Below are 24,539 nucleotides of genomic sequence, written 5' to 3' on the forward strand. Positions count from 1 at the left end.
TGACGGCTCCTTAATACAGGATGTTCTGACATGGATAAACTCGCACATCCGCTGGCCCGTGGGGCCAGCTGGCTGCTGATATACCTCACCGCCGTTCAGCCTCTGCATCCCGCCATTGCCACGGGTATCACTGCCGCGAATGGCAACACTCAGGTCGCGATGAAACCCGGTAATGTCCCGGTGGTGAATATCGCCACGCCCAACGCGGCCGGTATATCGCACAACACCTACCAGGATTTTAACGTGGGAACGCCGGGCGCGGTGCTGAATAACGCCACGCAGGGCGGGAAAACACAGCTTGGCGTCACCATCGACAACGGCAATGCCAGACTCAAAGGTAAACCGGCCGAACTGATTATTAACGAGGTGACCAGCGGCAACCGTTCTGAACTGAAAGGCAGGCTGGAAGTCTTCGGCAATAAAGCCGGCGTGATGATTGCCAACCCGAATGGCATCACCTGTGACGGATGTGGTTTCATCAATACCCCGTCAGTCACTCTGACGACGGGCAAACCGCAGTTTGATAAACAAGGGGCGCTCGATGCCCTTGAAGTCAAAAAAGGTGCGGTGATTATCGGCGGTAACGGCCTGGATGGGGCCGGCGCTGAATATGTTGATGTCATCAGCCGGGCCACTGAACTGAACGGCAAAATTAACGCGAAAACCCTCACCTTGACTCAGGGAGCGAACCGGGTCAGCTTTAAGGACGGCACGGTAAAACCCATTGCTGGTGAGGGTGCAAAGCCTCAGCTTGCTGTCGATACAAAGGCGCTTGGCGGCATGTATGCCGGTAAAATCCGCCTGGTCGCCACTGAAGCCGGGGTCGGCGTCAACCTGAGCAATGTGACCTCAACTCAGCGGGATATTTCCCTGACGACGGCCGGAAAAATCACCCTCAGTAACGTTAAGGCGCAGACTGACCTGAACGTCAGCGGGCGGGATATCGTCACGCCAGCCGGGTTCAGCGTGCGCGCTGAACGTGATATGACGCTGGCGGCGACCACAGTGGATAACCGGAGCAGCACCACTGCCCACGGGGATATGCGGGTATTTGCGTCAACGGTGCGCAACACGGGTAACGGTGCGTCATTACACAGCCATAAAAATCTGTGGGTACAGAAGGATGCCCAGGGTAACAAAGCCACACTTGTGGAGAATCGGTCGGCTCGCATTCAGACCAATACGGGCGACCTGATAATACGTTCAGAAACGCTAAATAACATTCGTGATGTACTGACTTACGAATGGAAAGATATCAGTCCCAATTCAACAGCATTTGTTAATCTTCCACAATACCGTACTATCAGTGCTATCAGGCATGCTTCAGGAAACATTACCCTGGCTGATGTGATTTACTGGGATGCGACATTAGGCGGCAAATGGTTTGGTACTGCTAATTTTAACCAGTCGAACCTGGTCAATACCGCCAGAAAAGAATATCGGCGAACCGCTACATCGTCCGCAGCCTCCATTCAGGCTGGCAGAAATGCTTATCTCAATACCACTCATCTGACTAATAACGAAAGTCTTATAAAAGCAAATCAAGATCTGATTCTCACTGGAAAAACGTTTAATCATATCAGTGGAATCACCGGTACCAGGGATACCTGGTCCTCCTATAATACGGCGTATCGTCCATCTAATACTGCGTCACCTGCGGTTCCTGAAAGTCAGTTAACTATTGCCGGGAAACAAAATAAAACTTATACGTTCCAGAAAACAGGCGAGATCAATAGCTGGAAAAATCCGACGATCTCGCCCGCAATACTCTCTGCTGGTGGGAACCTGGTGGCGGATTTTTCTGTACGTATTGAGAGTAAAGAGCCCTACGTCACGAATGTTCAATATTCGGATGTGATGGCCCGGCCGGACACGATGACGGCAAAAAATATCCTGCTGCGCGCCGGAAGCATTGTTACCACCGATGTGATGAAGGCCTCAGGGGATATTACCTTACAGTCAGACCGTGGCACAAAAATGGCGCTGGCGCTGATGACGGCCGGAAAAGATATCTCGGTTCTGGCGGGCGTAAGTGTTGAATCCTGGCAGAGTGAGCTCAAAGGACAGAACATTACCCTGGTCAGTCGCGGCGGTGACGTCACCTCTCATACCAGCGAGTGGCCCAACTTTTTTCATTCTGACGGGCTACGCTGGCTGGGAAACCTGGAGGCTTCACGTGATTTATCACTCACCGCAGGTGGCAATATTCTGCTCAGGAACACACGTTTTCCTGTTCTGAGCCAGAATATTTCTCTGGTTGCGAACGGGGATATCACGTTTGATAAAAATGACGCCATGCTGTGGCACGGGCGACCTGGCACAGTCCTGACCTACGCCCGCAAGCAGGAACTGTTTAACCGGATGTTGCCCGGAGAGCCGCTGCGTGCTTCGGGTGATATCACCCTGAGCGGCCGGCGTCTGTCTTTGTATGGCGCAGGGCTCGAAGCCGGCGGGAATATCAGCCTCTCATCGGCTGCCAATACTGACCTGAACATGCGGAGCCTGAGTGACCTCTACAGTGAGTTTTTTCCGGACAGCCGGATACCTGAATTACGCAGCAACCTGAAAGCAGGAAGTAATCTGCTCATCAGCTCAGCGGCAGATATCGGCGTGCAGGGCGCTCATATTGTCGCCGGGAAAACCGCGACGCTGCAGGCAGGGAAACTTCTCTGGCTGGGCGCATACGGATATGGCGTAACGGACAGTAGTAATGACAATAACAGGGATGAACTCAACGTACTGACCCGCCTGCACGGTGCGAAAAGCCTGACTCTGGCGGCAAACGGGGGTATCCAGGCTGACGGCAGTACGCTGACCTCTGACGGTAACATAACGCTGACATCCGGCGGGAATATGCAGTTTCAGTCCGCCCGGGGGACGATGTATCGCGAGTCAGGGAACAGCTGGACGGAAAGCGTTAGCCAGACAGGCGTCACGCTGAATTCAGGTGGAGCACTGACGGTTATCTCGGGTGGCAGCATTCTTTTTCAGGCATCGCGTTTACTGGCAAAAGGGGCGATGGATGTTGCAGCAAAAGGTGGCTGGCTCTATGCCCAGGCGATGGAAGAGTCCAGTCATTACGAACGTCAAACCACGAAGAGAAAGTGGTGGGGTAAGAAAACCACCGTCAAACAAACGAAACACACCACCACTAACCGGGTGACGGAGTTTATTGCGGGAGGCAATCTCAGCCTGCTGAGCCGCGATGACAGTACCTATGAAGCCAGTAAAATCGAGGCAAAAAAGAACGCCACGCTGACCAGTACCAGTGGAAAAGTCAGTTTCCTGGCCGTGAAAAACACCACTTTCGAGCAGACTGTCAGCACCTCGAAAGGCTTCTATATCAAACAGGCAAATAAAGGCTACAGCGAAGGAAAATGGGTGCTTCCGTCTGTTCATGCTGGCGGAAAATTGACGGTCAACGCGGCCAGCGGTATCAGTGCCGATATCAAAGCGAAAAATGGTCAGGCTTTGCAGGGCGCGATTACTGCTCTGGCGGCGTTACCCGGTACAGAGTGGCTGAAGGGACTGAATTCACGCAGCGATGTTCAGTGGAATACGGTTAAGGATGCTTACGACAGCTGGAATTATAAAAGTCAGAGCCTGAATCCGGCAGTGGCGGCAGTAATCGCTATCGCAGCAGCTGCGGCCACCGCAGGCAGTTCACTGGCGGCGACAGTTGCATCTTCAGTAACTTCCACCGTGGGTGGTGGCGCAGTAACGACTGGCGCGGTTACAGCCGGGATGTCTTCGCTGGCTGCACAGGCCGCCGTGGCACTGGTGGAAAATCAGGGAAATCTGTCAAAAACGCTGTCGGCGCTGGGAAGCAGCAGTTCGGTCAAATCGCTGGCCACCTCTATGGTTATCGGGGGCGCGCTGGCGGGCTTTGATAAGGTCATGAATATTGATGTTCCGCCCGACAAGGCCCGGTTACCGGCGCTGGTCAAAAACGAGGGATGGGGAAAAATCGTCCAGCGCGTGGCCGGCCAGTCGGTTATCAGCTCAAGCCTGAACACCGCCATCAATGGCGGCAGTTTTAAGGATAACCTGACTAATGCCCTGCTGGCGAATATTGGCAACCAGATTAATGCCGAAGGGGCCGGGCTGATTGGCGATAACGGCGAGGTTCTGGGTATACCGGGCAAGTCGCTGAGTCATGCGGTGGTCGCGGGTATCAGCGCTGAAATTGGTCGTGGTGACGGGAAAGGGGCCGCTGCCGGAGCGTTAGCGGCGGAGCTGGCCGGGGTTATCATGCAAAGTTCTTTGTTTGAGCCGGCTAATCTGAATGAACGGGAACGTCAGTTACTGCGGTTGCAGGAAGCCTTAAATGGTAACGAGGCAAAAGAGCAGACGGCACGCGTGATTGGCGCGTTGACTGGTGCGCTGATTACGCACACACCAGAAGGTGTATACAGCGGTGCGGATAGTGCTCAGAACGTATTTCGCTACAACATGACGGAACATATGTTGCAGCAGTATGCCCTGGATAATCAGCGGGATATTCTGGCAGCCAGTAAAGGAGATACGGCGGCGGTGAAGCGTGTTCAGGCCCGGCTGGAGGCTGCCACTATGGTTGCTGTTACTGCTGGCGGTGGCTTGGCTGTCACCGCCGGAGGATTAACAATCCTGGGGGCTGCGCCCGAAATAGTTTTAGCCGCTCGTCTGATTATTGCAGGATGTAAAACTAACCCAGCACTATGCGTAAATCAGGCGGGTATCTATGCTGTCGACATTATCGCGCCCGAAGCAATAATAGGAACAGGACCAATCGTTGCCGGTACCACACTGGTTGTGGGAAAAACCATTGACAGTACGAAAAAACTAGCTCAACAAGCTACAAATACAGCTGAGGATGCTATAAAAAACATGGCATTCAATGTTCAGCCTGTTACTGAAATTGTTAATAAAGAAATTGCTGGTTTTAGCTTATCGGCTAAAACCATATCTTCATTAAATGATGCTACAAAAAATGTTAAAGAAGCAACATTCTCTCGTGTGGGGAGATGGATGTCGCCTGCTGAGTTTAATAAAATGCAACTTACAGGAAAAGTTGTTCAAGGGGGGGAGGGCAAACTTTTGTGTCTACCAATGGCGTTTTAGATTATAAGAGGGCTGCATCTCCTGGATCGATTTATGTTGAGTTTGACGTTCCTACGAGCAGCTTATTAAAAGGTGGAAAAGATGGTTGGTTCAAACTAATTGGGCCAGATGCAAATGCTTCACAGCAATTATTGCTGAACAAGCAAGGGGGCACTCAGTCACCCGATGTTAAGAATATTGTGATTTTGGACAAAAAATAGGTAATCATTTTATGATGAGAGTGGAATATTTTAAAGAAAATATAGAGCCACATTTGGAAGGATATGAGTTTACATATTCTACCTTCCCCGAAGGAGATTTTGGAAAACTGGAACGGGTTGAATTTAAAGGAAAAAATAAAGTTGGAGCGATTGATTTTTGGTCGCAGGGATGGGTGGGGATGGATATCTATGACTTGGAGTTGGATGACCAAGTTTTTAACTTGTTGCTAGATCCAGATGAAGAAAAACACGATGCAATAGCAAAGTTAATTAACATCTTGAATAATAGGTGAGTTTAAAACTGGTCAGGGAACTGGAAATATTTCAAAGTTTTTCTGACCATGTTTTTTGATTAGAACTAGGTTTTTCCCTTACGGGGAGGAGGAGAAGCAGCTAACGCGTGAGATGCGGCGGTCTCAGCCCGGAACAGTTTGAAAACCAGAATCTCGCTTAGGGCTGTGTCCACATTACGTGGGTAAGATCAGTATGCCCTGGATAATCAGCGGGATATTCTGGCAGCAAGCAAAGGAGATACGGCGGCGGCGAAGCGTGTTCAGGCCAGGCGGGAAGCAGCCTCGATAGTGGCAACCATAGGTGGTGGTGGTCTGTTACTCGCTGTGGGAGGTGTGACTCTGGTGGGAGCTGCGCCAGAATTGGTTCTGGCCGCACGACTGGCGATTGCCGGGTGTAAAACCAACCCCGCGCTTTGTCTGAATCAGGCGGGTATTTATGCGGCAGACATTGTGGCACCAGAGGCCATCATTGGTACAGGCGCTATAACGGCTGGCAGCACATTTATTCTGGGTAAAACCGAAGACAGTATGAAGACGCTGGGTCGACAGCTGGTGAACGTTTTCGATGAGTTTAATCAACCAAAAAGGTTCAATACCCAGCCTGTTGCCAGCTTTATCAAAGGAGAAACAGCCTCCGGGGCTAATCTTTCTACGAAAACGGCAGATTATGTCAAAAGCCTGCAAAGAGATAACACCGCCAAATTAGTAGGTGTTTTTAATAAACAAAACCCAAACGCTGAATTAAATGTTTTTGGGAAATCTTTACAGCAAGTTTTGGCCCCGGAGGGAGTGACACAAGGGGTAGGACTAAAGTTTTTGCTTCAGAAAAATTGACTGAGGATGAAATTATTAGTTTTGCTACATCTTTAACTGGTGGAATACCATTTAAAGAGAGCGTTCTTTCTGAAGGGAGGCTGATGTATGCAAAGATAAACGATAATCAGACAATCAACATTCGGAATTTTTCAACTTCCTCAGAGATAACTGGAGCAAGATGGACAATTGAAATCATTGAGAATACTGAATCTGTCTCTAAGACATCATTGAATAGATTTGAAGTGGAATTTAGATAGGGGAGAGGTACAGTGACATATTTAACCGAAGAACAATACCAGGATCGGAAAGAGTTACTGCGAGGGGCTTCTACGACTATGTTATGGAAAAATATTGACCCAGATAGTGTTGATGGCGCCTGTAAGCTAACCTATCAAGAAGAAAAATCGCTTTATATCTGGTTCATTTGGCGTTTATTGGAAGATGGTGAGATCAAACTTGCTCGCCACGGGAAGTTTCTCCCTGGAAGCATCGACAAGCAGATCGAGGTTTTTGAAAGGGCATTTCCTAAAACTGAGGATGATATGAATTGTGATGCATTTGAGGGGTTTTAGTTTTTAAGTGAAAACTGTCCGGCTGGAATTTTCTGGATTCATGAAAACGGCTATCAGGATTGGACTTAGTAAAGATATTTTAACCTACTACCAAGTTTTTTAAATTCCCGGGCTAGATGGTATTATGAAAACTGTGACAAAAATAAGAGTATTCTTTATCCTTCTCAGGTGAAAAGAATTTCTTTGTTATTTTCTATGGTTCCCGAAGAAATGAAAGGGTTGCTTGAATGGGATGGCCCTTGCTGTTAGACGTTTGAAGTGTTTAATGCAAAAGATTGTTTAGGCTCTCAGGGGTGAAGCAATTAGCGTGTAATTCAAGTATGAAGGCATAGGAAGTATGGAAAAAAAAGACGTATACCTTGAGATTTACCAGAGTTCTATACAACAAATAAATCGTGTTGCAACCAAGAGTGGGTTATTAAAATGTTTATATAAATCAATGTATTATGAGACTCGGCTTATTCATAAGTTTTCTTTTTTACTTAAGAATGAGTATTTTAATGATATGGACATTGATTTTTTAAATTGGGGAGCGAAGAACTACTATGAAATGCGTGATGTGAAAAAGAGCGTACTATATAACGAGCAGTTGCAACGACTTTCAATGCTCTTCTCTCTTGTTCCGGAAGAAATGCGGCATAAACTTGAGTGGGATGGGTCAGAAATAAAATAGGATTCATATATACCGTAATGATAACAATTAAGTTAGTACCCAGCGCTGATGGAAAGATCGTCTTGAGTCAGGGTCTACAGGAAAACGACGGATATGAGTTTCGTAGAGAAATAACGACGCTAGCCAAAAAAGGAACGCCCCCTGGAGCATCGGCAGCAGGGGGCGTTTACGGGTGAGGATTATCGTCGTTCATCAGTCATCCCATTTGTGGCTTAAATACGCGGCAAGAAATCCAAAGAACACGATGGTTCCCAGAACCGCCATAAATACATGCATATTTCCCAGCATGATTAACCTCCATTAGTTTTGCTATGCGCTAAGTTGTCCTCATTCAACAGGTTTACGGTTGTTGAATATATCTTAACCTGCGCAATCTAAACAAATGCTTAACAAATTGCCGGAAGTGACTATTTTACAGGCGAAAAAGCCGAATTTCCGTCAGGCTGCACACTTTTTAGCTACTGCGATGGGCTAAGCGCATACTGCTGGCGCAGGTTGTGGCGTTGGCGAAACCACACCGAACAGCTGTAAATTAATAATTAACAAGCATAAGCGGTAAAAAAATACTTTATAAATAATCTTTAACGATATCAATGCTGATATTAAAAATTACGGTGTTGAACAATGATTTATTGAGTAAGGCCGCAATTAAAAATAATTATGCTCTATAGTTAACGAGTAGCACAACGCTGCATATCCTAATGGAGTTGCCCATGAAATCTTCAACTGTAAATTCAGAGAAAGATCAGCCTAAACAGCCTCAAAAAATGCCTAAAGATGATAAAGGCAGCCAGAAACCGAACAAAAGTAAATAATTCTTACATAAGTTGTTTAAGGAGGCATTATGGTAGAACGTCCTGATATTACTGAACCGCTCCCGGGTACAGACCCTTTACCTGACGAAGATTTACCTGAAAGTCCGGACGTAAACGATCCGGTAGATCCTGAAGACCCGGATGAGATTAAATAATTACCATCTGGCAATTCATAAAAACCGCCCAATATTATGGGGTCAGTTCACCCGGGCGGTTTATTTCTATTACAACGACCCTTTCCGTAGGCTAATTTAAGCGCTGTAAAGGAACACCACATCTGCGGCGACATTCAGCCTAATGGTGGAATTAATAAGCGGTTTAAAGCTTTTGGTCTACATCAACGCGTTGGCACTAGTCTGTCCGGTCAGTTTGCTCCCTTTTTCGATACTGCAACGGGCTAAGATCAAACTGCTGGCGAAAGTGGTGGCGCAGGGTGCTGGCGTTAGAAAAACCGCAAAGCTCGGCAATCTGTTCAACGCTCAGCCGGCTGTGGGTTAAATGCTGCGTGGCGCGCTGCAGGCGCTCGTCAAGCAGCCAGCGGGCAGGGGTTTTGCCGGTGGCGTCTTCGAAACGGCGCAAAAACGTCCTGGGGCCCATGCCGGCTCTTGCCGCCAGAGATGCCACGGTGTGGCTAGCGGCGAGATTCTGATGTAGAAAATCAAATAATTGCCCCAGCCGCAGACTCTCCCGCGCTTTAGCCACCGGGCGAACAATCTGCTGCGCCTGCCCGCCGTCGCGATGGGGGGAAACCACCAGGCGTCGGGCGACAAGATTCGCCGCGTCGAGGCCAAAGTCCTCGCGCACCAGGTGCAAACATAAATCGATACCCGCGGCGCTGCCTGCCGAGGTCATTACGCCTTCTGCGCCGACGTACAGCACGTCATCGACCACTTCAATCTGCGGAAACCGCGCCCGCAGCTGGTCGGTATAGCGCCAGTGGGTGGTCGCCTGGCGGCCGTTCAGCAACCCGGCGGCGGCCAGAACGAAAACCCCGGAGCAGATAGAAATGATCCGGCAGCCTCGCGCATGGGCGGCGACCAGCGCTTCGCACAGCCGCGGCGGCACGGGGGAGTCGATACCGCGCCAGCCCGGCACCACGATGGTGTCCGCTTCGCCTAACAGCGCCATGCCGCCGTCGGTCATCAGCCGAATCCCGCCGGTCGCCCGCAGCTCGCCTTCGTCGACGGCGGCCACGGCAAAACGATACCAGCGCTCACCCATCTCAGGGCGCGGCAGGCCAAAGATCTCGACGGCGACGCCAAATTCAAAGGTACACAGGCCATCGTAGGCCAGAGCAACAACCCGATGATGTGACAACGTCACGGATGGAATTGTCATGATTTCAGCGTTTTCAGTCATGGTTCTCGGCAGATGTCGCGCAGGCGGTTAATTAAAGTAGTGGTATCACAGACAAGGAGAAGATGCCATGAGTGTTGTAACCGCGATTGCCCCCGCCAGTTCTACCGACGCTGCCGCCTGGTTTCGTCATAAGCTAAGCCTCGAGACCGACTGCGCCGATGTCTACAGCGCGATGCGCGAAGGAGATGTGGATTTTGTTCTGCTACATGTCGTCGGCAGTGAGGAAACCTTTGCCCGTCGCCACCTCCCGGGTGCTCTGCATTTACCGCACCGGCAGATTGATGAAGCCAGAATGGCGCAATGGCCTCAGGAGACGCTGTTTGTGGTCTACTGCGCCGGGCCGCACTGCAACGGGGCGGACGTCGCCGCCATGAAGCTGGCGCTACTGGGGCGTCCGGTCAAAATGATGCTCGGTGGCCTGACCGGCTGGGAAGATGAAGGCTTGCCCTTCGCAAAATGAATTTATTTCATGTGCCATGAAATATTGTCGTTTGCCGATGAATCCTCAGCATGCCAGTATCTGGACATATAGCCATCCAGAAGTCTAAAAATTCAAATAATGAACTATCACGGTGGGCAACTAACCTTGCCCGCCGCTAAGGAGACACCATGCAACGTCATCAGGCCCCGTTCCGCGCAGATATCGTCGGCAGCTTTTTACGTCCGGACGCCATCAAACAGGCCCGCCAGCAGCTGGCCGCAGGCGCTATTGACGCGCAGCAGCTGCGGCAGATAGAAAATGAGGCGATTCGCCATCTGGTGCAGCAGCAGTGCGAGTGCGGGCTGCACGTGGTGACCGACGGTGAGTTTCGCCGCGCGTGGTGGCACTTTGATTTCTTTGACGGTTTACAGGGCGTTGAGCGCTACGATTCAGAAAAAGGTATCCAGTTCAACGGGGTACAGACCAAAGCGCACGGGGTTCGCGTCACCGGTAAACTGGCCTTCGGCGATCACCCGATGCTGGAAGATTTTCGCTATCTGAAGAGCGTCAGCGGCAGCGCGCAGCCGAAAATGACCATTCCCAGCCCGAGCGTGCTTCACTTCCGCGGCGGGCGCAAAGATATCGACGCGACGGTATATCCGGACCTCGCCGACTATTTCGATGACCTGGCGACCACCTGGCGCGACGCCATTCGCGCCTTCTACGATGCGGGCTGCCGCTATTTACAGCTCGATGACACCGTCTGGGCCTACCTGTGCTCTGATGAACAGCGTCAGCAGGTTCGCGATCGCGGCGAAGATCCGGATGAACTGGCGCGCATTTATGCCCGCGTCCTGAATAAGGCACTGGAAGGGAAGCCGGAGGATCTGACCGTTGGCCTGCACGTGTGTCGCGGTAACTTCCGCTCGACCTGGATCTCCGAGGGCGGCTACGAGCCGGTAGCCGAAGTGCTGTTCGGCGGCGTTAACATCGACGCGTTTTTCCTCGAATATGATAACGACCGCTCCGGCGACTTCGCGCCGCTGCGCTATATTCGTCCCGGCCATCAGCAGGTGGTGCTGGGGCTGATCACCACTAAAAACGGCGAGCTGGAAAACCCGGAAGGCGTGAAGGCTCGCCTGCGGGAAGCGGCGCAGTACGTCCCGCTGGCGCAGATCTGCCTCAGCCCGCAGTGCGGCTTTGCCTCCACCGAAGAGGGGAATTCCCTGACGGAAGCCCAGCAGTGGGACAAAGTCCGCCTGGTTACCGGCATCGCCGCACAGGTCTGGTAATCTCTTCATAGCGCAGCGTTGCACTATTTTAAGGCAACGCGGCGCACTCCCTTTTATTTCCCCCATATTCCGCCGCGCTTTCAGGCTATTTCGCAACCTGGCATTGTTTTTGCCTTATCACTTCCGGTTAGTCGTTAATTCATTTTTTGTCTTTGCGCTATTCAGGAGTGACACACATGCAGCATCGTACATTATTAAAAGCTTTTGCTCTCTCCGCCTCTGTTATCAGCATGGGCTTCTCCCTGCAGGTTTATGCCGCCGACACCATTAAAGTCGGCATTATGCACTCGCTTTCCGGGACGATGGCGATTTCTGAAACCCCGCTGAAAGATGTTGCCCTGATGGCTATCGACGACATCAACGCCAAAGGCGGCGTGCTGGGTAAAAAACTGGAACCTGTCGTGGTGGACCCGGCGTCAAACTGGCCGCTGTTCGCCGAAAAAGCACGGCAGCTGCTGACCCAGGATAAGGTGGCGGCGGTGTTCGGCTGCTGGACCTCCGTATCGCGTAAATCGGTTCTGCCGGTGTTTGAAGAGCTGAACGGTCTGCTCTTCTACCCGGTACAGTACGAAGGCGAAGAGATGTCGCCGAACGTGTTCTACACCGGCGCGGCGCCAAACCAGCAGGCAATTCCGGCGGTGGAATACCTGCTGAGCGAAGACGGCGGCGGGGCGAAACGCTTCTTCCTGCTGGGTACCGACTACGTCTATCCGCGCACCACCAACAAAATTCTCCGCGCTTTCCTGCATGCCAAAGGGATTCAGGATAAAGATATCGAAGAAGTCTATACCCCGTTCGGCTACAGCGACTATCAGACTATCGTCGCCAACATCAAGAAATTTTCCGCCGGCGGCAAAACGGCGGTGGTTTCTACCATCAACGGCGATTCCAACGTCCCGTTCTATAAAGAGCTGGCCAACCAGGGCCTGAAAGCGACAGACGTGCCGGTGGTGGCTTTTTCCGTGGGCGAGGAGGAGCTACGCGGCATTGATACCAAACCGCTGGTGGGCAACCTCGCGGCGTGGAACTACTTTGAATCCGTTGATAACCCAACCAACAAACAGTTTGTCGCCGATTATCGCGCGTACGCCAAAGCCCACAAGCTGCCGAACGCCGATACCGTCGTAACCAATGATCCGATGGAAGCGACGTGGGTTGGCCTGCACATGTGGGCGCAGGCGGTGACCAAAGCGGGCACCACCGATGTGGACAAAGTGCGCGAAGCGATGGCCGGGCAAACCTTTAAGGCGCCGTCAGGCTTTACCCTGACCATGGATGCCACCAACCACCATCTGCATAAACCGGTGATGATCGGCGAAATCGAAAGCAACGGCCAGTTTAACGTGGTCTGGCAGACCGAAGAACCGGTACGCGCCCAGCCGTGGAGCCCGTGGATTGCCGGTAATGACAAAAAGCCGGATCACCCGGTGAAAACCGCCAGCAACTAAGCGCCAGACCCCGGCGCTGCGCCGGGGTGATTGACTCAGTCCTCCGGGCCCAAAGCCCGGATTTCCCCGAAAAGGAGAACGACCATGAACGCATTGCGCCTCATGTGTTACTTCGCGCTGCTCATGGTATTGCTACCGTGGCGGGCGCAGGCAGCGGACGCCGACGATTTTGTGGCGGCCAATCGCAGCCAGCAGGCTCAGCTGCTTGAACGGTGGGCCGCCGCGCCCGAAGCCTCGCGTTTACCGCTGCTGCGGGCGCTGAAGAGCGAAACATTACAATCGGACAGCGGCGGTCATGCGTTCAGCAAGCAGGGGGAAACGCTGCTGGCGCTGGGCGCGGTTGCGGCGCCCGAGGGGGCGACAAAACCGGTACGCCTGACCAACCGCCTGCGTAACCTGGCGGCAGGCGCGCTGGCGACGCATTTACTGGTAAGTGACAACGTCACAGAAAGGGCGGCGGCGGTGAAAACCCTACAGCGCGAAGCGACGCCCGAGATGGCGGGTCTGCTTCAGCAGCGTCTGACGGCGGAAAGCGACGGCGCGGTGAAATCGCAGCTGGAAATTGCGCTGGCCCGTTTACAGCTTGCCAGCCCGCAGCCCGCGCAGAGGCTGGCGGCCATCGCGCTGCTCGGCCACTCCGGCGACCCGGAAACCCAGGCGCTGTTGACGCCGTATACCGATGCGCAACATGAGCCAGACCCGGCGATTCGCGCGGCGGCCCAAGAGAGCCTGAGCAAAATCCAGCATCGCCTGCTGCTGGGCGATCTTCTCGGCCAGGCTTTTATGGGCCTGTCCCTCGGCTCGGTCCTGCTGCTCGCCGCGCTCGGCCTGGCCATCACCTACGGTCTGCTGGGGGTGATCAATATGGCCCACGGTGAGATGCTGATGATTGGCGCCTACAGCTGCTGGCTGGTGCAGCAGGCGCTGGCCCAGCTGGCTCCGCAGTGGCTGGCCTTCTATCCGCTGATTGCGCTGCCGGTGGCATTCCTGATCACCGGCGGTATTGGTATGGCGCTGGAACGCACCGTGATCCGCCATCTCTACGGGCGCCCGCTGGAGACGCTACTCGCCACGTGGGGCATCAGCCTGATGCTCATCCAACTGGTGCGAATGCTGTTCGGCGCGCAGAACGTTGAAGTCGCCAATCCGGCGTGGCTCTCCGGCGGCGTGCAGGTTCTGCCGAATCTCATCCTGCCGTGGAACCGTCTGGCGGTGCTGGCCTTTGTGCTACTGGTGCTGCTCTTCACCTGGCTGACGCTGAACAAGACCCGGCTGGGGATGAACGTGCGGGCGGTGACGCAAAACCGCGCGATGGCGGCCTGCTGCGGCGTGCCGACCGGGCGCGTCGATATGCTGGCGTTTGGCCTCGGCTCGGGGATTGCCGGGCTGGGCGGCGTCGCGCTGTCGCAGCTCGGCAACGTCGGGCCGGAGCTGGGCCAGGGCTATATTATCGACTCCTTCCTCGTGGTGGTGCTCGGCGGCGTTGGGCAGCTGGCCGGCAGCGTGGCGGCGGCGTTCGGTCTTGGCATCTTTAACAAAATCCTTGAACCGCAGATGGGGGCAGTGCTGGGCAAAATCCTGATCCTGGTCTTGATTATCCTGTTTATCCAGAAACGTCCCCAGGGACTGTTCGCCCTCAAAGGGAGGGTTATTGACTGATGAGCCAACCTATTACCTTAACGCTGGCGCGTAAAGCGCCGCGCCCGCTACGCTGGCTCGGCGTCGTGCTGCTGCTGGGGCTGTTGAGTATGCCGTTTCTGGCGCTGCTGCCGGCCACGCATCCGCTGGCGGTCTCCACCTGGCTGCTGACGCTGACCGGCAAGATCCTCTGCTACGCCATTGTCGCCGTGGCGCTGGATTTGGTCTGGGGCTATGCCGGGATGCTCTCGCTCGGCCACGGGATCTTTTTTGCCCTCGGCGGCTACGCCATGGGCATGTACCTGATGCGCCAGGCGGCGGGCGACGGATTACCGGCCTTTATGTCGTTTTTATCGTGGAGCGAACTGCCGTGGTTCTGGTGGGGCACCCAGCATTTCGCCTGGGCCATGCTGCTGGTGGTGCTGGTGCCCGGTCTGCTGGCCCTGGTGTTCGGCTGGTTTGCCTTTCGCTCAAAAATCAAAGGCGTCTATTTTTCGATCATGACCCAGGCGCTGACCTACGCCGGGATGCTGCTGTTTTTCCGTAACGAAACCGGCTTTGGCGGGAACAACGGTTTTACCGGCTTTACCACGCTGCTCGGTTTCTCCGTCACCGCCATCAGCACCCGGGCGACGCTGTTTATGGCGACGGTGTTGCTGCTGCTGCTCACCCTGTGGATTGGCTATCTGCTGGCGCAGAGTAAATTTGGCCGCGTGCTGACGGCGGTGCGGGATGCGGAAAACCGCCTGATGTTCTGCGGTTACGATCCGCGCGGCTTTAAGCTGCTGGTATGGACGCTTTCAGCCGTACTGTGCGGCCTGGCGGGGGCGCTGTACGTGCCGCAGGTCGGGATCATCAACCCCAGCGAAATGTCGCCAACTAACTCTATTGAAGCGGCGATCTGGGTGGCGCTCGGCGGGCGCGGAACCTTAATCGGTCCGGTGCTCGGCGCAGGTCTGGTCAACGGCGCGAAAAGCTACTTTACCGTGGCGATGCCGGAGTACTGGCAGCTCTTTCTCGGGCTGATTTTTATTATCGTGACGCTATTTTTACCGCGTGGGGTCATTGGCCTGCTGCGTAGAGGAGATCGCTGATGCAACCGGATGAGGAGCTCTTCACCCGCCAGCTTCCGACGGACCGTTTTCGCGAGCAGACCGATCCGGTGCTGCAGCTGGAAGAGATTAACGTCAACTTTGACGGTTTTCAGGCGCTGACCAACCTGTCGCTGCAGATTGGCGTCGGCGAGCTACGCTGCGTGATCGGGCCGAACGGCGCCGGGAAAACTACTCTGATGGACGTAATCACCGGTAAAACCCGGCCGCAGAGCGGCAGGGCGCTTTACGATCAGTCGGTGGACTTAACGACCCTCGATCCCATCGCGATCGCACGCCAGGGCATCGGGCGCAAGTTTCAGAAACCGACGGTTTTTGAGGCGCTGACGGTGGCAGAGAATCTCGAACTGGCAATGAAAGGCGATAAGTCGGTGTGGGCCAGCCTGCGGGCGCGTCTGAACAGCGAGCAGGCTGACCGAATCAGCGAAACCCTGCGCCTGCTGCGGCTGGAGGGCGAACGCTATCGACCGGCGGGCTTGTTGTCGCACGGGCAAAAGCAGTTCCTTGAAATCGGCATGCTGCTGGTGCAGGAGCCGCATCTGCTGCTGCTGGACGAACCCGCCGCCGGGATGACCGATACGGAGACAGAATATACCGCCGAGCTGTTCCGCACCCTGGCCGGGCAGCATTCGCTGATGGTGGTTGAGCATGATATGGGCTTTGTCGAGACTATCGCCGACCGGGTGACGGTGCTGCATCAGGGGCAGGTGCTGGCGGAAGGATCGCTGCGGGAAGTGCAGGCCAACGAACAGGTGATTGAAGTTTATCTCGGACGCTAAGGAGCGCGGATGCTACAGGTTAATCAACTACACCAATACTATGGCGGCAGCCACATTCTGCGCGGAGTGGATTTTGCCGCCCGCCAGGGCGAGATCACCTGTCTGCTCGGGCGCAACGGGGTGGGGAAAACCACTTTGCTGAAGTGTCTGATGGGGCTGATCCCGGCGCGCAGCGGGGAGGTGCTGTGGCAGGAGAAGAATATCACCCACCGTAAACCGCACCAGCGGGTACAGTCAGGAATCGCCTACGTGCCCCAGGGGCGGGAGATTTTTCCGCGCCTGACGGTCGAGGAGAATCTGCTGATGGGGCTGTCCCGCTTTCCCGCCCGCGACGCGCGCGCGGTGCCGGAAGAGATTTATCAGCTGTTTCCGGTGCTCAAAACCATGAAGCAGCGGCGCGGGGGCGACCTCTCCGGCGGCCAGCAGCAGCAGCTGGCGATTGGCCGGGCGCTGGCCAGCCGTCCGCAGCTGTTGATTCTTGATGAACCGACGGAGGGTATTCAGCCGTCGGTGATTAAGGAGATTGGCGAGGTTATTCGCCAGCTGGCGAACCGCGGGGATATGGCGATTCTGCTGGTGGAGCAGTTCTATGATTTCGCCGCTGGTTTAGCGGATCGCTATCTGGTGATGTCGCGCGGCGCGATTATTCAACAGGGCAACGGCGGCGATATGGAAGCCGAAGAGGTCCGCGGGATGGTCACCATTTAACCCTTCCCGGATGGCGGCTGGCGCCTTATCCGGGCTACGGGTCCCCAGCAGTCTGCGGTCCTGTAGCCCGGGCAAGGCGCGTTAAGCGCCGCCCCCGGGAAAAAACGCGCAGAGGGCTATTTGCGCAGCAGCCGCTGCAGACGCGCCTGACGCCAGCTGTTGATCCATTCGCCAAAAACAAACAGGCGCAACCCTTTAACCGCCAGCAGCGTCCCCCAGATGATGGCCACCCATGCGGACCAGTAGCTGTCTGCGTCGGTCAGCCAGTTCAGCAGCGCCAGCAGAACGCACACGACTACGGCTACCGTCAGAGAACGGAAAAAACGGCTCTCGCGTTCGACGCGGGCTTTAGCTTCCTCAATGCGCAAATCCAGCGACTCCTCATGACCCTCCGGCGACTCGCCGCTAATCTCGGCGACGTTGACTTCAAACACCGCCGCAAGCGCGCTGAGCGTCTCAAGGCCGGGGCGGTCGCCGTTCTCGATGCGCTGAATGGTGCGCACGCTCAGGCCGGCCAGTTCGGCAAGCTGCTCCTGTGACCAGGCGCGCTGCAAACGTAATTGTTTAACCTGATTGCTGTTGTTCATTGTTTCTATCTCCGGGTGAAAACCTGAGATGGAGTATTATCGAGCGGGCTGTCGGGCACCACGATCGGAACCCGACAGGGACGCGACAGCAACCTGACAGCCGCACGGCGCCTGACCTCAGGCGCTGGCGACCGCGTTGCCGTTCCACGGACGAACGTTCATCCCACGGAAAATCATCAGCCATGCGGCGATAATAGCCAGCATCAATATCGCAAACAGCGACCAGTGCGGTAAATGAGTCAAAATCGTCCCGGTTAACATCGGGTTAAAGGCCGCTCCCAGCCAGCCCAGCGACTGGGCGGAAAAGTAGCTGGCTTTCATGCCCGGCGGCGCAATGTTATCAATCAGCATATATTCACCCGGCGCGTAGATAACCTCCCCGAGGGTAAAAATGGCGGCGGAGACGCCCCACAGCAGCAGGCTATTATCGGAAATGACAAAACCGCCCAATCCGATCACAAAACAGACCGTCCCAAAGGTCATCAGCGGGCGAATATTGCGAGCGGTCAGGCGACGGCCGACGGCATACTGCAGCGCCACCACCACGGCGGCGTTGACCGGCAGCACCACGGCAACCACTTTTTCGGCAAAGTCGCTATCGGCAACCACCAGCACATACTGGGAAATACAGGAGGCGAACGAACCGCCGACAAAAGAGGCCAGCAGGCCGGAGAGGGTAAACCATAGCAGAGCGCGATCGCGCAGCAGCACCGACGGCGACCACTGGACCGCGTTATCCTGAGCAACCGCGGCGCTGGTGCGCTGAACAAACAGCTGAATAAATACCAGCGGTAGGGCGGCGCAGCCGGCGGCCAGCCAGAACGGCAGGTTAATGCTGTGCATCACCAGCAGGGTGCCGATCGGCGGCCCGACGGTCCAGCCAATATTGAGGAAGGTGTAGTTGAGGGAAAATATTTGCGCTTTCTTCTCCGGCGAGAGTACGTCGGCGAACCACGCTTTCAGCACGGTTGAGAATACGGAGTAGGCGCAGTTAATCAGCGCGAAGAAAAAGACCACCAGCGCGACGCTGTTAACCAGCGGAATCGCGATAAAACCGCCAATAAACGCCAGCACGGCCAGGGTCATATAGCGCTTTTTATCGAACTTATCGGCGAGAATGCCAAAACCCATGCTGAACAGCACCCCAACGATCAGCGCGCTCGACAGCGCATAGCCGATTTTATCCACCTCCAGCTGATATTGACGGGTGAGGTAGATCGTCATAAAAGGCAACGTTGCGCCACGGCCAATGGTTAACAGCAACGACGAAGCCAGCAGCGCTGCGGTTGAGCGCCTGAGTGTCGGTATCATTTTTTCCTTGCCTGATGTGATGTTATTTTTGTTGTCACGATCACAAATAGCATGCTAACCGAGGCTTGTATAGTTCCCATCGGTAATGAAAAGCACGCCAGCGCCCTACCGAAAATAATGATCTATGCGGCGGGCGAATTATTCGTTACTTTGATTTTGTTCACAAAAATTCCAATAACAACCGAGGCGGGTATGACGCGTAAAGACGGGCTGCTGGCATTGCTGGTGGTGGTGGTATGGGGGCTGAATTTCGTGGTGATCAAGATGGGGCTGCATAATATGCCGCCGCTGATGCTTGCCGGGCTGCGCTTTTTACTGGTGGCTTTCCCGGCGCTGTTCTTCGTCGCGCGGCCAAAAATTCCGCTAACCCTGCTGCTGGGCTACGGCCTGACGATTAGCTTCGGTCAGTTTGCGTTTCTGTTCTGCGCAATTAGTCTCGGCATGCCAGCCGGGCTGGCATCGCTGGTGCTGCAGGCCCAGGCCTTTTTCACCATCATTCTCGGGGCGTTTATTTTCGGCGAACGTTTGCAGGGGAAACAGCTGGCGGGGATCGCGCTGGCGATTTTCGGCGTGCTGGTGCTGGTCGAAGCCAGCCTCGGCGGCCAGCACGTGCCGCTGGTGGGCTTTATGCTAACGCTGGCCGCGGCGCTGAGCTGGGCCTGCGGCAATATCTTCAACAAGAAAATTATGTCGCATGCGAGCCGGCCGCCAATTATGTCTTTGGTGGTATGGAGCGCGCTGATCCCGGTGCTGCCGTTTATGCTGGCGTCGTGGATCCTCGACGGTCCGCAGGTCATGGCGGCAAGTCTGCTGGATATCGACCTGCTGACGATCCTGTCGCTGCTGTATCTGGCGTTTATCGCCACGATTGTCGGCTACGGGATCTGGGGAGCGCTGCTCGGCCGCTATGAAACCTGGCGCGTGGCGCCGCTGTCGCTGCTGGTGCCGGTGGTCGGGATGGCCAGCGCCGCCTTATTGCTCGGCGAGACGCTGAATAGCCTGCAGCTGCTGGGGGCGGTACTGATTCTGGCCGGGCTGTATATCAACGTGTTTGGCCTGCGGATCGCGCGTCCGGGCGCGGCGCGGGGGTAAAAAAAAGCCCCGGTAACGGGGCTAAAGGGATTTTACAGGCCTTGCTGGTTGTAATACGGTACGCCCAGTTCATCTGATTTATCACTGCCCGAAGCCATGTGATTAAAATCAAAAGGCGAATCATTATGTTCGGAAGGAATAATCATCGCATCCCGGTTGTTGTGACGAACAGGAGTGCTGGTTTGCTCCGCGTAACTTTGGCCTGAGGCCAGCGCCAATAGCACGATGGCGGCGGAAGCGAATAGTTTCATGATTTCCTCAATACGTCTTTTTGCAGGCGGTTAACAACAGTTGTTTAGTGGGAGCAGGTAGCGCGACTCGCCCGGTACGTTGGTAATACGGTACTGGTGCGGCGGAACATCGAAATAGTTTTTGAAAGTTCGCGTCAGCGTTTGCTGCGATTCAAAACCGTAGCGCTCGGCCAGGTATAAGATAGGCTCGTTGCTCTGCTTCAGCTTCTGCGCGATCTCGGTCAGCTTACGGCTGCGGATGTACTGTCCCAGCGAGTGACCGGTCTCTTTCTTAAACATTCTTTGCAGGTGCCACTTGGAGTAACCTGAGCGCTCTGAAACCTTCTCCAGCGACAGGGGCGATTCCAGGTTATCCTCGATCCACGACAAAATACTATGGATAGTGATGGCGTCGTTATTGCGTCTGGACATCATCTTACCTCTTCTTATTACGACAGAACTTTTTTGAGTAAACACTCAAGAGTGGCCACTTCATCCGTCGACAGATTTTTTGTTAGTTCCTGGTGCAATTTCTGACCCACAACCTGATGACATTGCTCACAAAGGGCTGCGCCGTCTGGTGTCAACTGCACCAGCACCCCGCGCTTGTCAGTCGGGTTGGGTAACCGTTCAATCCAGCCTTTACAGACCAGGCGGTCGAGCATGCGCGTCATCGCGCCTGGATCGACCGAAAGCACGGTTTTCAGCTCAACGGGGGTAATACACACTTCGCAACGAATGGAACAGAGCACCCGGAACTGGGTGGAAGTAATATCCATCGGCGAGAGATAGTCGTTGAGCAGGCGATCTTTTTTCTGGTTAACCATCTGGATCAAGCGACCAAGGGGGATCATTTCGTTAAACAGGTCGCTTGTACTTTTCACAATGGTTGCCCAGGCAATGACTTAGTTGCGGGAGATATTATTGCCTAGGCAAATATAAGTCAACCTGATGAATTGCCCGATGCCACGATTTGCTAAAACGAAATGATGTGATGCAGGTCACTCTATTTCGCGTTGTTGTCTTATGATTTGACTGAATGATGAATGCGTACTGCGGAGAACGGGTACAATCTGGCCGCAAACGATATACTCAGCGCGCGTCATTTTTTGCTAATCCAAATATTTACAGGACCTTAATTCTCTATGATGGATCTTTTTAAAGCGATAGGCCTGGGGCTGGTAGTGATTCTACCGCTGGCGAACCCGCTGACTACCGTGGCGCTGTTCCTGGGCCTGGCCGGGAATATGAACAACGCCGAGCGTAACCGTCAGTCGCTGATGGCCTCGGTTTATGTGTTCGCCATCCTGATGGTCGCCTGGTATGCCGGCCAGGTGGTGATGAACACCTTCGGCATATCGATTCCCGGTCTGCGTATTGCCGGCGGCCTGATTGTCGCCTTTATCGGCTTCCGCATGCTGTTTCCGCAGCAAAAAGCCCACGATTCGATGGAAGCCAAGCTGAAATCGGAAGAGCTTGAGGATGAACCGACCGCCAATATCGCGTTCGTTCCGCTGGCGATGCCGAGCACCGCCGGGCCAGGGACTATCGCGATGATCATCAGCTCGGCGTCGACGGTAAAGCACGGCGCCAGCTTCCCGGAGTGGGTGGTGCTGGTGGCGCCGCCGATTACTTTTGCCCTGGTCGGGATTATCCTCTGGGGCTGCCTGCGCAGTTCCGGCGCGATTATGCGTCTGGTCGGGAAGGGCGGCATTGAGGCGATTTCGCGCCTGATGGGCTTCCTGCTGGTCTGTATGGGCGTGCAGTTTATTATCAACGGCGTGCTGGAGATTATTTCGACTTATCACGCCTGACGACTTTGCGTCGCCAGAAAAATAAAAAAGCCTGCCGATTTTGCAACCGGCAGGCTTTTTTTACGCCGAACTATCAGGAGTGATGCGGCTGGTGGTCTTCCAGCGACACCGGCCAGCGGCGGAAAATCATCACCGCCCAGATTAACGCGACGACGGCAGGGATCGCGCCGACGTAGCCAATAGACGCCATCGACAGATGGCTGCTGACCTGGCTGCCGACCAGCGCGCCCGCGCCGATGCCGATATTAAATATCCCCGAGAACAACGACATCGCCACGTCGGTGGCGTCCGGCGCCAGCGCCAGCACTTTCACCTGCATACCGAGCCCGATAATCATGATCGCCACGCCCCAGAAGACGCTCAGCAGCATCAGGTGATTAGCGTTGTGCGAAGCGGGCAGCAGCAGCAGCAAACACACCAGCAGCAGGCCGATCGCGGCGTTAATCAACCCTGAAGCGTGCAGGTTGCCGAGTTTACCAAACAGGATGCTGCCGACGATCCCCGCGCCGCCCAGGGTCAGCAGCAGCAGAGTGGCGAAGTTGCCGCTCAGCCCGGCCACCGTCTGAACGAACGGTTCAATATAGCTGTAGGCGGTATAGTGCGCGGTCACCACGATGACCGTCAGCAAATAGATGCTCAGCAGCGCAGGGCGGCGGAACAGCACCGGCAGGCTTTTCAGCGATCCTGAGTGTTCGCTCGGTAGCTTAGGCAGCAGCTTGATCAGGCAAACCATGGTGACCAGCGCACCCAGGCCGATGACCAGGAAGGTGGTGCGCCAGCCAAAATACTGCCCGACGATACGGCCGATTGGGATGCCGAAGACCATCGCCAGCGCGGTACCGGTGGCAATCAGGCTCAGCGCCTGCGCCCGTTTACCGGCAGGCGCCATACGAATCGCCAGCGCTGAAGTAATCGACCAGAACACCGCGTGGGCAAAAGCGATACCGATACGGCTGATCACCAGCACGTTAAAGTTCCAGGCCAGGAACGACAGCACGTGGCTGGCGATAAACAGGATAAACAGGCCAACCAGCAGGCGACGGCGCTCCATCTTACTGGTCAGCAGCATAAAGGGCAGCGACATCAGGGCGACAACCCAGGCGTAGATCGTCAGCATGATCCCTACCTGCGCCGTTTCCATGCCAAAGCTGTCGGCGATGTCCGACAGCAGGCCCACGGGCGCAAATTCGGTGGTATTAAAGATAAATGCCGCAATCGCAAGCGTGACTACGCGAAGCCACGCGACCTTGCGTGAAACCGTATTTGTCATCATAAGTTCAGGGCTGGTTACAAAGAGGAAAGAAGTGGGACGATCTTAAAACGATTGCTGCTGAAAATACAATCATTTTGTGATCTGTATCTCATTTTTGTTGAGGGGAGGTTTCTGCGACTAACAGATTAATTTTTCTATTAAACGTGTGGATTTCTCGCGTTTATGTCATGTTATCGATAAGTAAAAAAAACAGAGGGACAGAAAAATGCAGGAAATTAGCTTTTATCTGGTTGATGCCTTCAGCGATCGCAACTTTGGCGGTAACGCGGCGGCGGTTTGCCCGCTCACCGAATGGCTGCCGGACGAAACGCTGCTGAAAATGGCCCAGCAGCATAATCAGTCGGAGACGGCGTTTTTCGTCCGTACGGATGAGGGGTATGAGCTACGTTGGTTTACGACGCTGGACGAAATCAACCTTTGCGGCCACGCGACCCTGGCGGCCTCGCACGTCATTTTTGAATATTTCGACCACCCCTCGTCGACAATCGTGTTTAGCACCCGCTTTGTCGGCGAGCTTCGCGTAACGCGCAGCGGCGACTGGCTGACGCTGGATTTCCCGGCCTGGGCGACGACGGTCGTTGAACAGCCGCCAACTGAACTTTTGGCGGGGCTCGGGCTGAGCGACGCGGTGGACGTTCGCGTGGCGCGCGATTATCTGGTGATTTTAGCCGACCGCCAGCAGGTGGAGGCTGTGCGTCCGGACATGCCTATGCTCCAGCGCCTCGGCAAAATGATCTGTGTCAGCGCCGCGGATGAAGAGTATGACTTTGTTAGCCGTTTCTTCTGTCCGGGCGAGTCGGTGGCGGAAGACCCGGTCACCGGGTCCGCGCACAGCATGCTGATTCCCTACTGGGGTGAGAAGCTCGGCAAAACGGAGATGCAGGCGCGGCAGGGGGCGGCCCGCGGCGGCGACCTGCGCTGTCAATGGCGGGGCGATCGGGTCCTGATCGGCGGTCAGGCAACGACCTACCTCATCGGCACCATAACATTACGCTAAGGAGACCCG

The 24,539-nt window shown here is 54.8% G+C and carries 24 protein-coding genes and 1 pseudogene; 17 read left to right on the top strand and 8 right to left on the bottom strand.

The genetic code is table 11. The annotated features are described in order from the left end of the window. Positions 1-30 precede the first annotated feature (30 nt). The 6 genes and pseudogenes from CMQ96_RS03160 (at position 31) to CMQ96_RS03180 (ending at position 7,654) form a co-directional block, all read left to right on the top strand. Positions 31-5,100, top strand: coding sequence for a DUF637 domain-containing protein (locus CMQ96_RS03160; RefSeq protein WP_255256975.1), 5,070 nt, complete (start codon positions 31-33; stop codon positions 5,098-5,100). Continuing rightward, positions 5,079-5,300, top strand: coding sequence for a hypothetical protein (locus CMQ96_RS28270; RefSeq protein WP_141522374.1), 222 nt, complete (start codon positions 5,079-5,081; stop codon positions 5,298-5,300). The genes CMQ96_RS03160 and CMQ96_RS28270 overlap by 22 nt, the downstream gene beginning before the upstream one ends. A gap of 11 nt (positions 5,301-5,311) precedes the next feature. Continuing rightward, complete coding sequence (locus CMQ96_RS03165; protein WP_064342747.1) at positions 5,312-5,593, top strand: hypothetical protein; 282 nt, start codon at positions 5,312-5,314, stop codon at positions 5,591-5,593. Between the two features lie 288 nt (positions 5,594-5,881). After that, entirely contained in the window at positions 5,882-6,427 is a 546-nt protein-coding gene (locus CMQ96_RS03170) for a hypothetical protein (protein WP_224246457.1), read from the top strand. A 317-nt stretch (positions 6,428-6,744) separates the two neighbouring features. Further along, positions 6,745-7,050, top strand: a pseudogene (locus CMQ96_RS03175) (DUF596 domain-containing protein). 268 nt (positions 7,051-7,318) lie between these two features. After that, positions 7,319-7,654 (top strand): hypothetical protein, encoded by a 336-nt coding sequence (locus tag CMQ96_RS03180; protein ID WP_098065869.1) that lies wholly within the window; start codon positions 7,319-7,321, stop codon positions 7,652-7,654. Positions 7,655-7,846: 192 nt separating this feature from the next. Here the strand turns inward: CMQ96_RS03180 and mgtS are convergent, their stop codons facing one another. After that, entirely contained in the window at positions 7,847-7,942 is a 96-nt protein-coding gene (mgtS, locus tag CMQ96_RS03185; protein ID WP_049089018.1) for a protein MgtS, read from the bottom strand. A gap of 556 nt (positions 7,943-8,498) precedes the next feature. Here mgtS and CMQ96_RS28810 point away from each other — a divergent pair. Next, complete coding sequence (locus tag CMQ96_RS28810) at positions 8,499-8,624, top strand: hypothetical protein (RefSeq protein WP_098065871.1); 126 nt, start codon at positions 8,499-8,501, stop codon at positions 8,622-8,624. A 196-nt stretch (positions 8,625-8,820) separates the two neighbouring features. On the opposite strand, the gene ftrA is transcribed toward CMQ96_RS28810, so the two are convergent. Continuing rightward, positions 8,821-9,828 (bottom strand): transcriptional regulator FtrA, encoded by a 1,008-nt coding sequence (gene ftrA / locus CMQ96_RS03195; RefSeq protein ID WP_064342744.1) that lies wholly within the window; start codon positions 9,826-9,828, stop codon positions 8,821-8,823. Between the two features lie 67 nt (positions 9,829-9,895). On the opposite strand from ftrA, the gene CMQ96_RS03200 reads away from it, so the two are divergent. The 7 genes from CMQ96_RS03200 to urtE all read left to right on the top strand — a co-directional run bounded on the left by CMQ96_RS03200 (position 9,896) and on the right by urtE (position 17,226). After that, positions 9,896-10,288, top strand: coding sequence for a rhodanese-like domain-containing protein (locus CMQ96_RS03200; RefSeq protein WP_004136302.1), 393 nt, complete (start codon positions 9,896-9,898; stop codon positions 10,286-10,288). A gap of 149 nt (positions 10,289-10,437) precedes the next feature. Next, positions 10,438-11,541, top strand: a complete 1,104-nt coding sequence (locus tag CMQ96_RS03205) for a cobalamin-independent methionine synthase II family protein (protein ID WP_004136304.1) — start codon at positions 10,438-10,440, stop codon at positions 11,539-11,541. A 176-nt stretch (positions 11,542-11,717) separates the two neighbouring features. Next, on the top strand, positions 11,718-12,989 hold the full coding sequence (gene urtA / locus CMQ96_RS03210) for an urea ABC transporter substrate-binding protein (RefSeq protein WP_098065873.1): 1,272 nt from the start codon (positions 11,718-11,720) through the stop codon (positions 12,987-12,989). Between the two features lie 84 nt (positions 12,990-13,073). After that, positions 13,074-14,648 carry an urea ABC transporter permease subunit UrtB gene (urtB, locus tag CMQ96_RS03215; RefSeq protein WP_004136307.1) on the top strand — a complete coding sequence of 525 codons (1,575 nt, stop codon included), beginning with the start codon at positions 13,074-13,076 and terminating at the stop codon, positions 14,646-14,648. Next, positions 14,648-15,721, top strand: a complete 1,074-nt coding sequence (urtC, locus tag CMQ96_RS03220) for an urea ABC transporter permease subunit UrtC (protein WP_024358055.1) — start codon at positions 14,648-14,650, stop codon at positions 15,719-15,721. Before urtB ends, urtC begins: the two co-directional genes overlap by 1 nt. Then, a complete protein-coding gene (urtD, locus tag CMQ96_RS03225; protein WP_098065875.1) occupies positions 15,721-16,518 on the top strand; it encodes an urea ABC transporter ATP-binding protein UrtD in 798 nt (265 codons plus the stop codon). Before urtC ends, urtD begins: the two co-directional genes overlap by 1 nt. A 9-nt stretch (positions 16,519-16,527) precedes the next feature. Continuing rightward, positions 16,528-17,226, top strand: coding sequence for an urea ABC transporter ATP-binding subunit UrtE (urtE, locus tag CMQ96_RS03230; protein WP_098065877.1), 699 nt, complete (start codon positions 16,528-16,530; stop codon positions 17,224-17,226). A 116-nt stretch (positions 17,227-17,342) separates the two neighbouring features. Here urtE and CMQ96_RS03235 read toward each other — a convergent pair whose 3' ends face one another. Further along, positions 17,343-17,813 carry a helix-turn-helix domain-containing protein gene (locus CMQ96_RS03235; protein WP_049103191.1) on the bottom strand — a complete coding sequence of 157 codons (471 nt, stop codon included), beginning with the start codon at positions 17,811-17,813 and terminating at the stop codon, positions 17,343-17,345. Between the two features lie 117 nt (positions 17,814-17,930). Continuing rightward, a complete protein-coding gene (gene ydeE, locus CMQ96_RS03240) occupies positions 17,931-19,124 on the bottom strand; it encodes an efflux MFS transporter YdeE (protein ID WP_024358058.1) in 1,194 nt (397 codons plus the stop codon). Positions 19,125-19,316: 192 nt separating this feature from the next. Here ydeE and eamA point away from each other — a divergent pair, with 192 nt between their 5' ends. Further along, entirely contained in the window at positions 19,317-20,216 is a 900-nt protein-coding gene (eamA, locus tag CMQ96_RS03245) for an O-acetylserine/cysteine exporter (RefSeq protein WP_024358059.1), read from the top strand. A gap of 32 nt (positions 20,217-20,248) precedes the next feature. Here the strand turns inward: eamA and marB are convergent, their stop codons facing one another. Genes marB through marR form a run of 3 tightly spaced genes read right to left on the bottom strand, consistent with a single transcriptional unit; the run spans position 20,249 to position 21,330 of the window. Next, complete coding sequence (gene marB, locus CMQ96_RS03250; protein ID WP_004119836.1) at positions 20,249-20,467, bottom strand: multiple antibiotic resistance protein MarB; 219 nt, start codon at positions 20,465-20,467, stop codon at positions 20,249-20,251. A 30-nt stretch (positions 20,468-20,497) separates the two neighbouring features. After that, a complete protein-coding gene (gene marA / locus CMQ96_RS03255; protein WP_004102351.1) occupies positions 20,498-20,878 on the bottom strand; it encodes an MDR efflux pump AcrAB transcriptional activator MarA in 381 nt (126 codons plus the stop codon). Between the two features lie 17 nt (positions 20,879-20,895). Beyond that, positions 20,896-21,330, bottom strand: a complete 435-nt coding sequence (gene marR, locus CMQ96_RS03260) for a multiple antibiotic resistance transcriptional regulator MarR (RefSeq protein ID WP_004102349.1) — start codon at positions 21,328-21,330, stop codon at positions 20,896-20,898. Positions 21,331-21,591: 261 nt separating this feature from the next. On the opposite strand from marR, the gene CMQ96_RS03265 reads away from it, so the two are divergent. Next, positions 21,592-22,260 carry a MarC family NAAT transporter gene (locus tag CMQ96_RS03265; RefSeq protein ID WP_004132764.1) on the top strand — a complete coding sequence of 223 codons (669 nt, stop codon included), beginning with the start codon at positions 21,592-21,594 and terminating at the stop codon, positions 22,258-22,260. Between the two features lie 73 nt (positions 22,261-22,333). On the opposite strand, the gene CMQ96_RS03270 is transcribed toward CMQ96_RS03265, so the two are convergent. Continuing rightward, complete coding sequence (locus CMQ96_RS03270) at positions 22,334-23,533, bottom strand: sugar transporter (protein ID WP_049089023.1); 1,200 nt, start codon at positions 23,531-23,533, stop codon at positions 22,334-22,336. A 205-nt stretch (positions 23,534-23,738) separates the two neighbouring features. On the opposite strand from CMQ96_RS03270, the gene CMQ96_RS03275 reads away from it, so the two are divergent. Then, positions 23,739-24,530 (top strand): PhzF family phenazine biosynthesis protein, encoded by a 792-nt coding sequence (locus tag CMQ96_RS03275; protein ID WP_049089024.1) that lies wholly within the window; start codon positions 23,739-23,741, stop codon positions 24,528-24,530. The last annotated feature ends 9 nt before the right edge of the window (positions 24,531-24,539 follow it).

The organism is Klebsiella sp. MBT K-1, assembly GCF_002556465.1.
GTDB classification, from domain to species: Bacteria; Pseudomonadota; Gammaproteobacteria; order Enterobacterales; family Enterobacteriaceae; genus Klebsiella; species Klebsiella grimontii.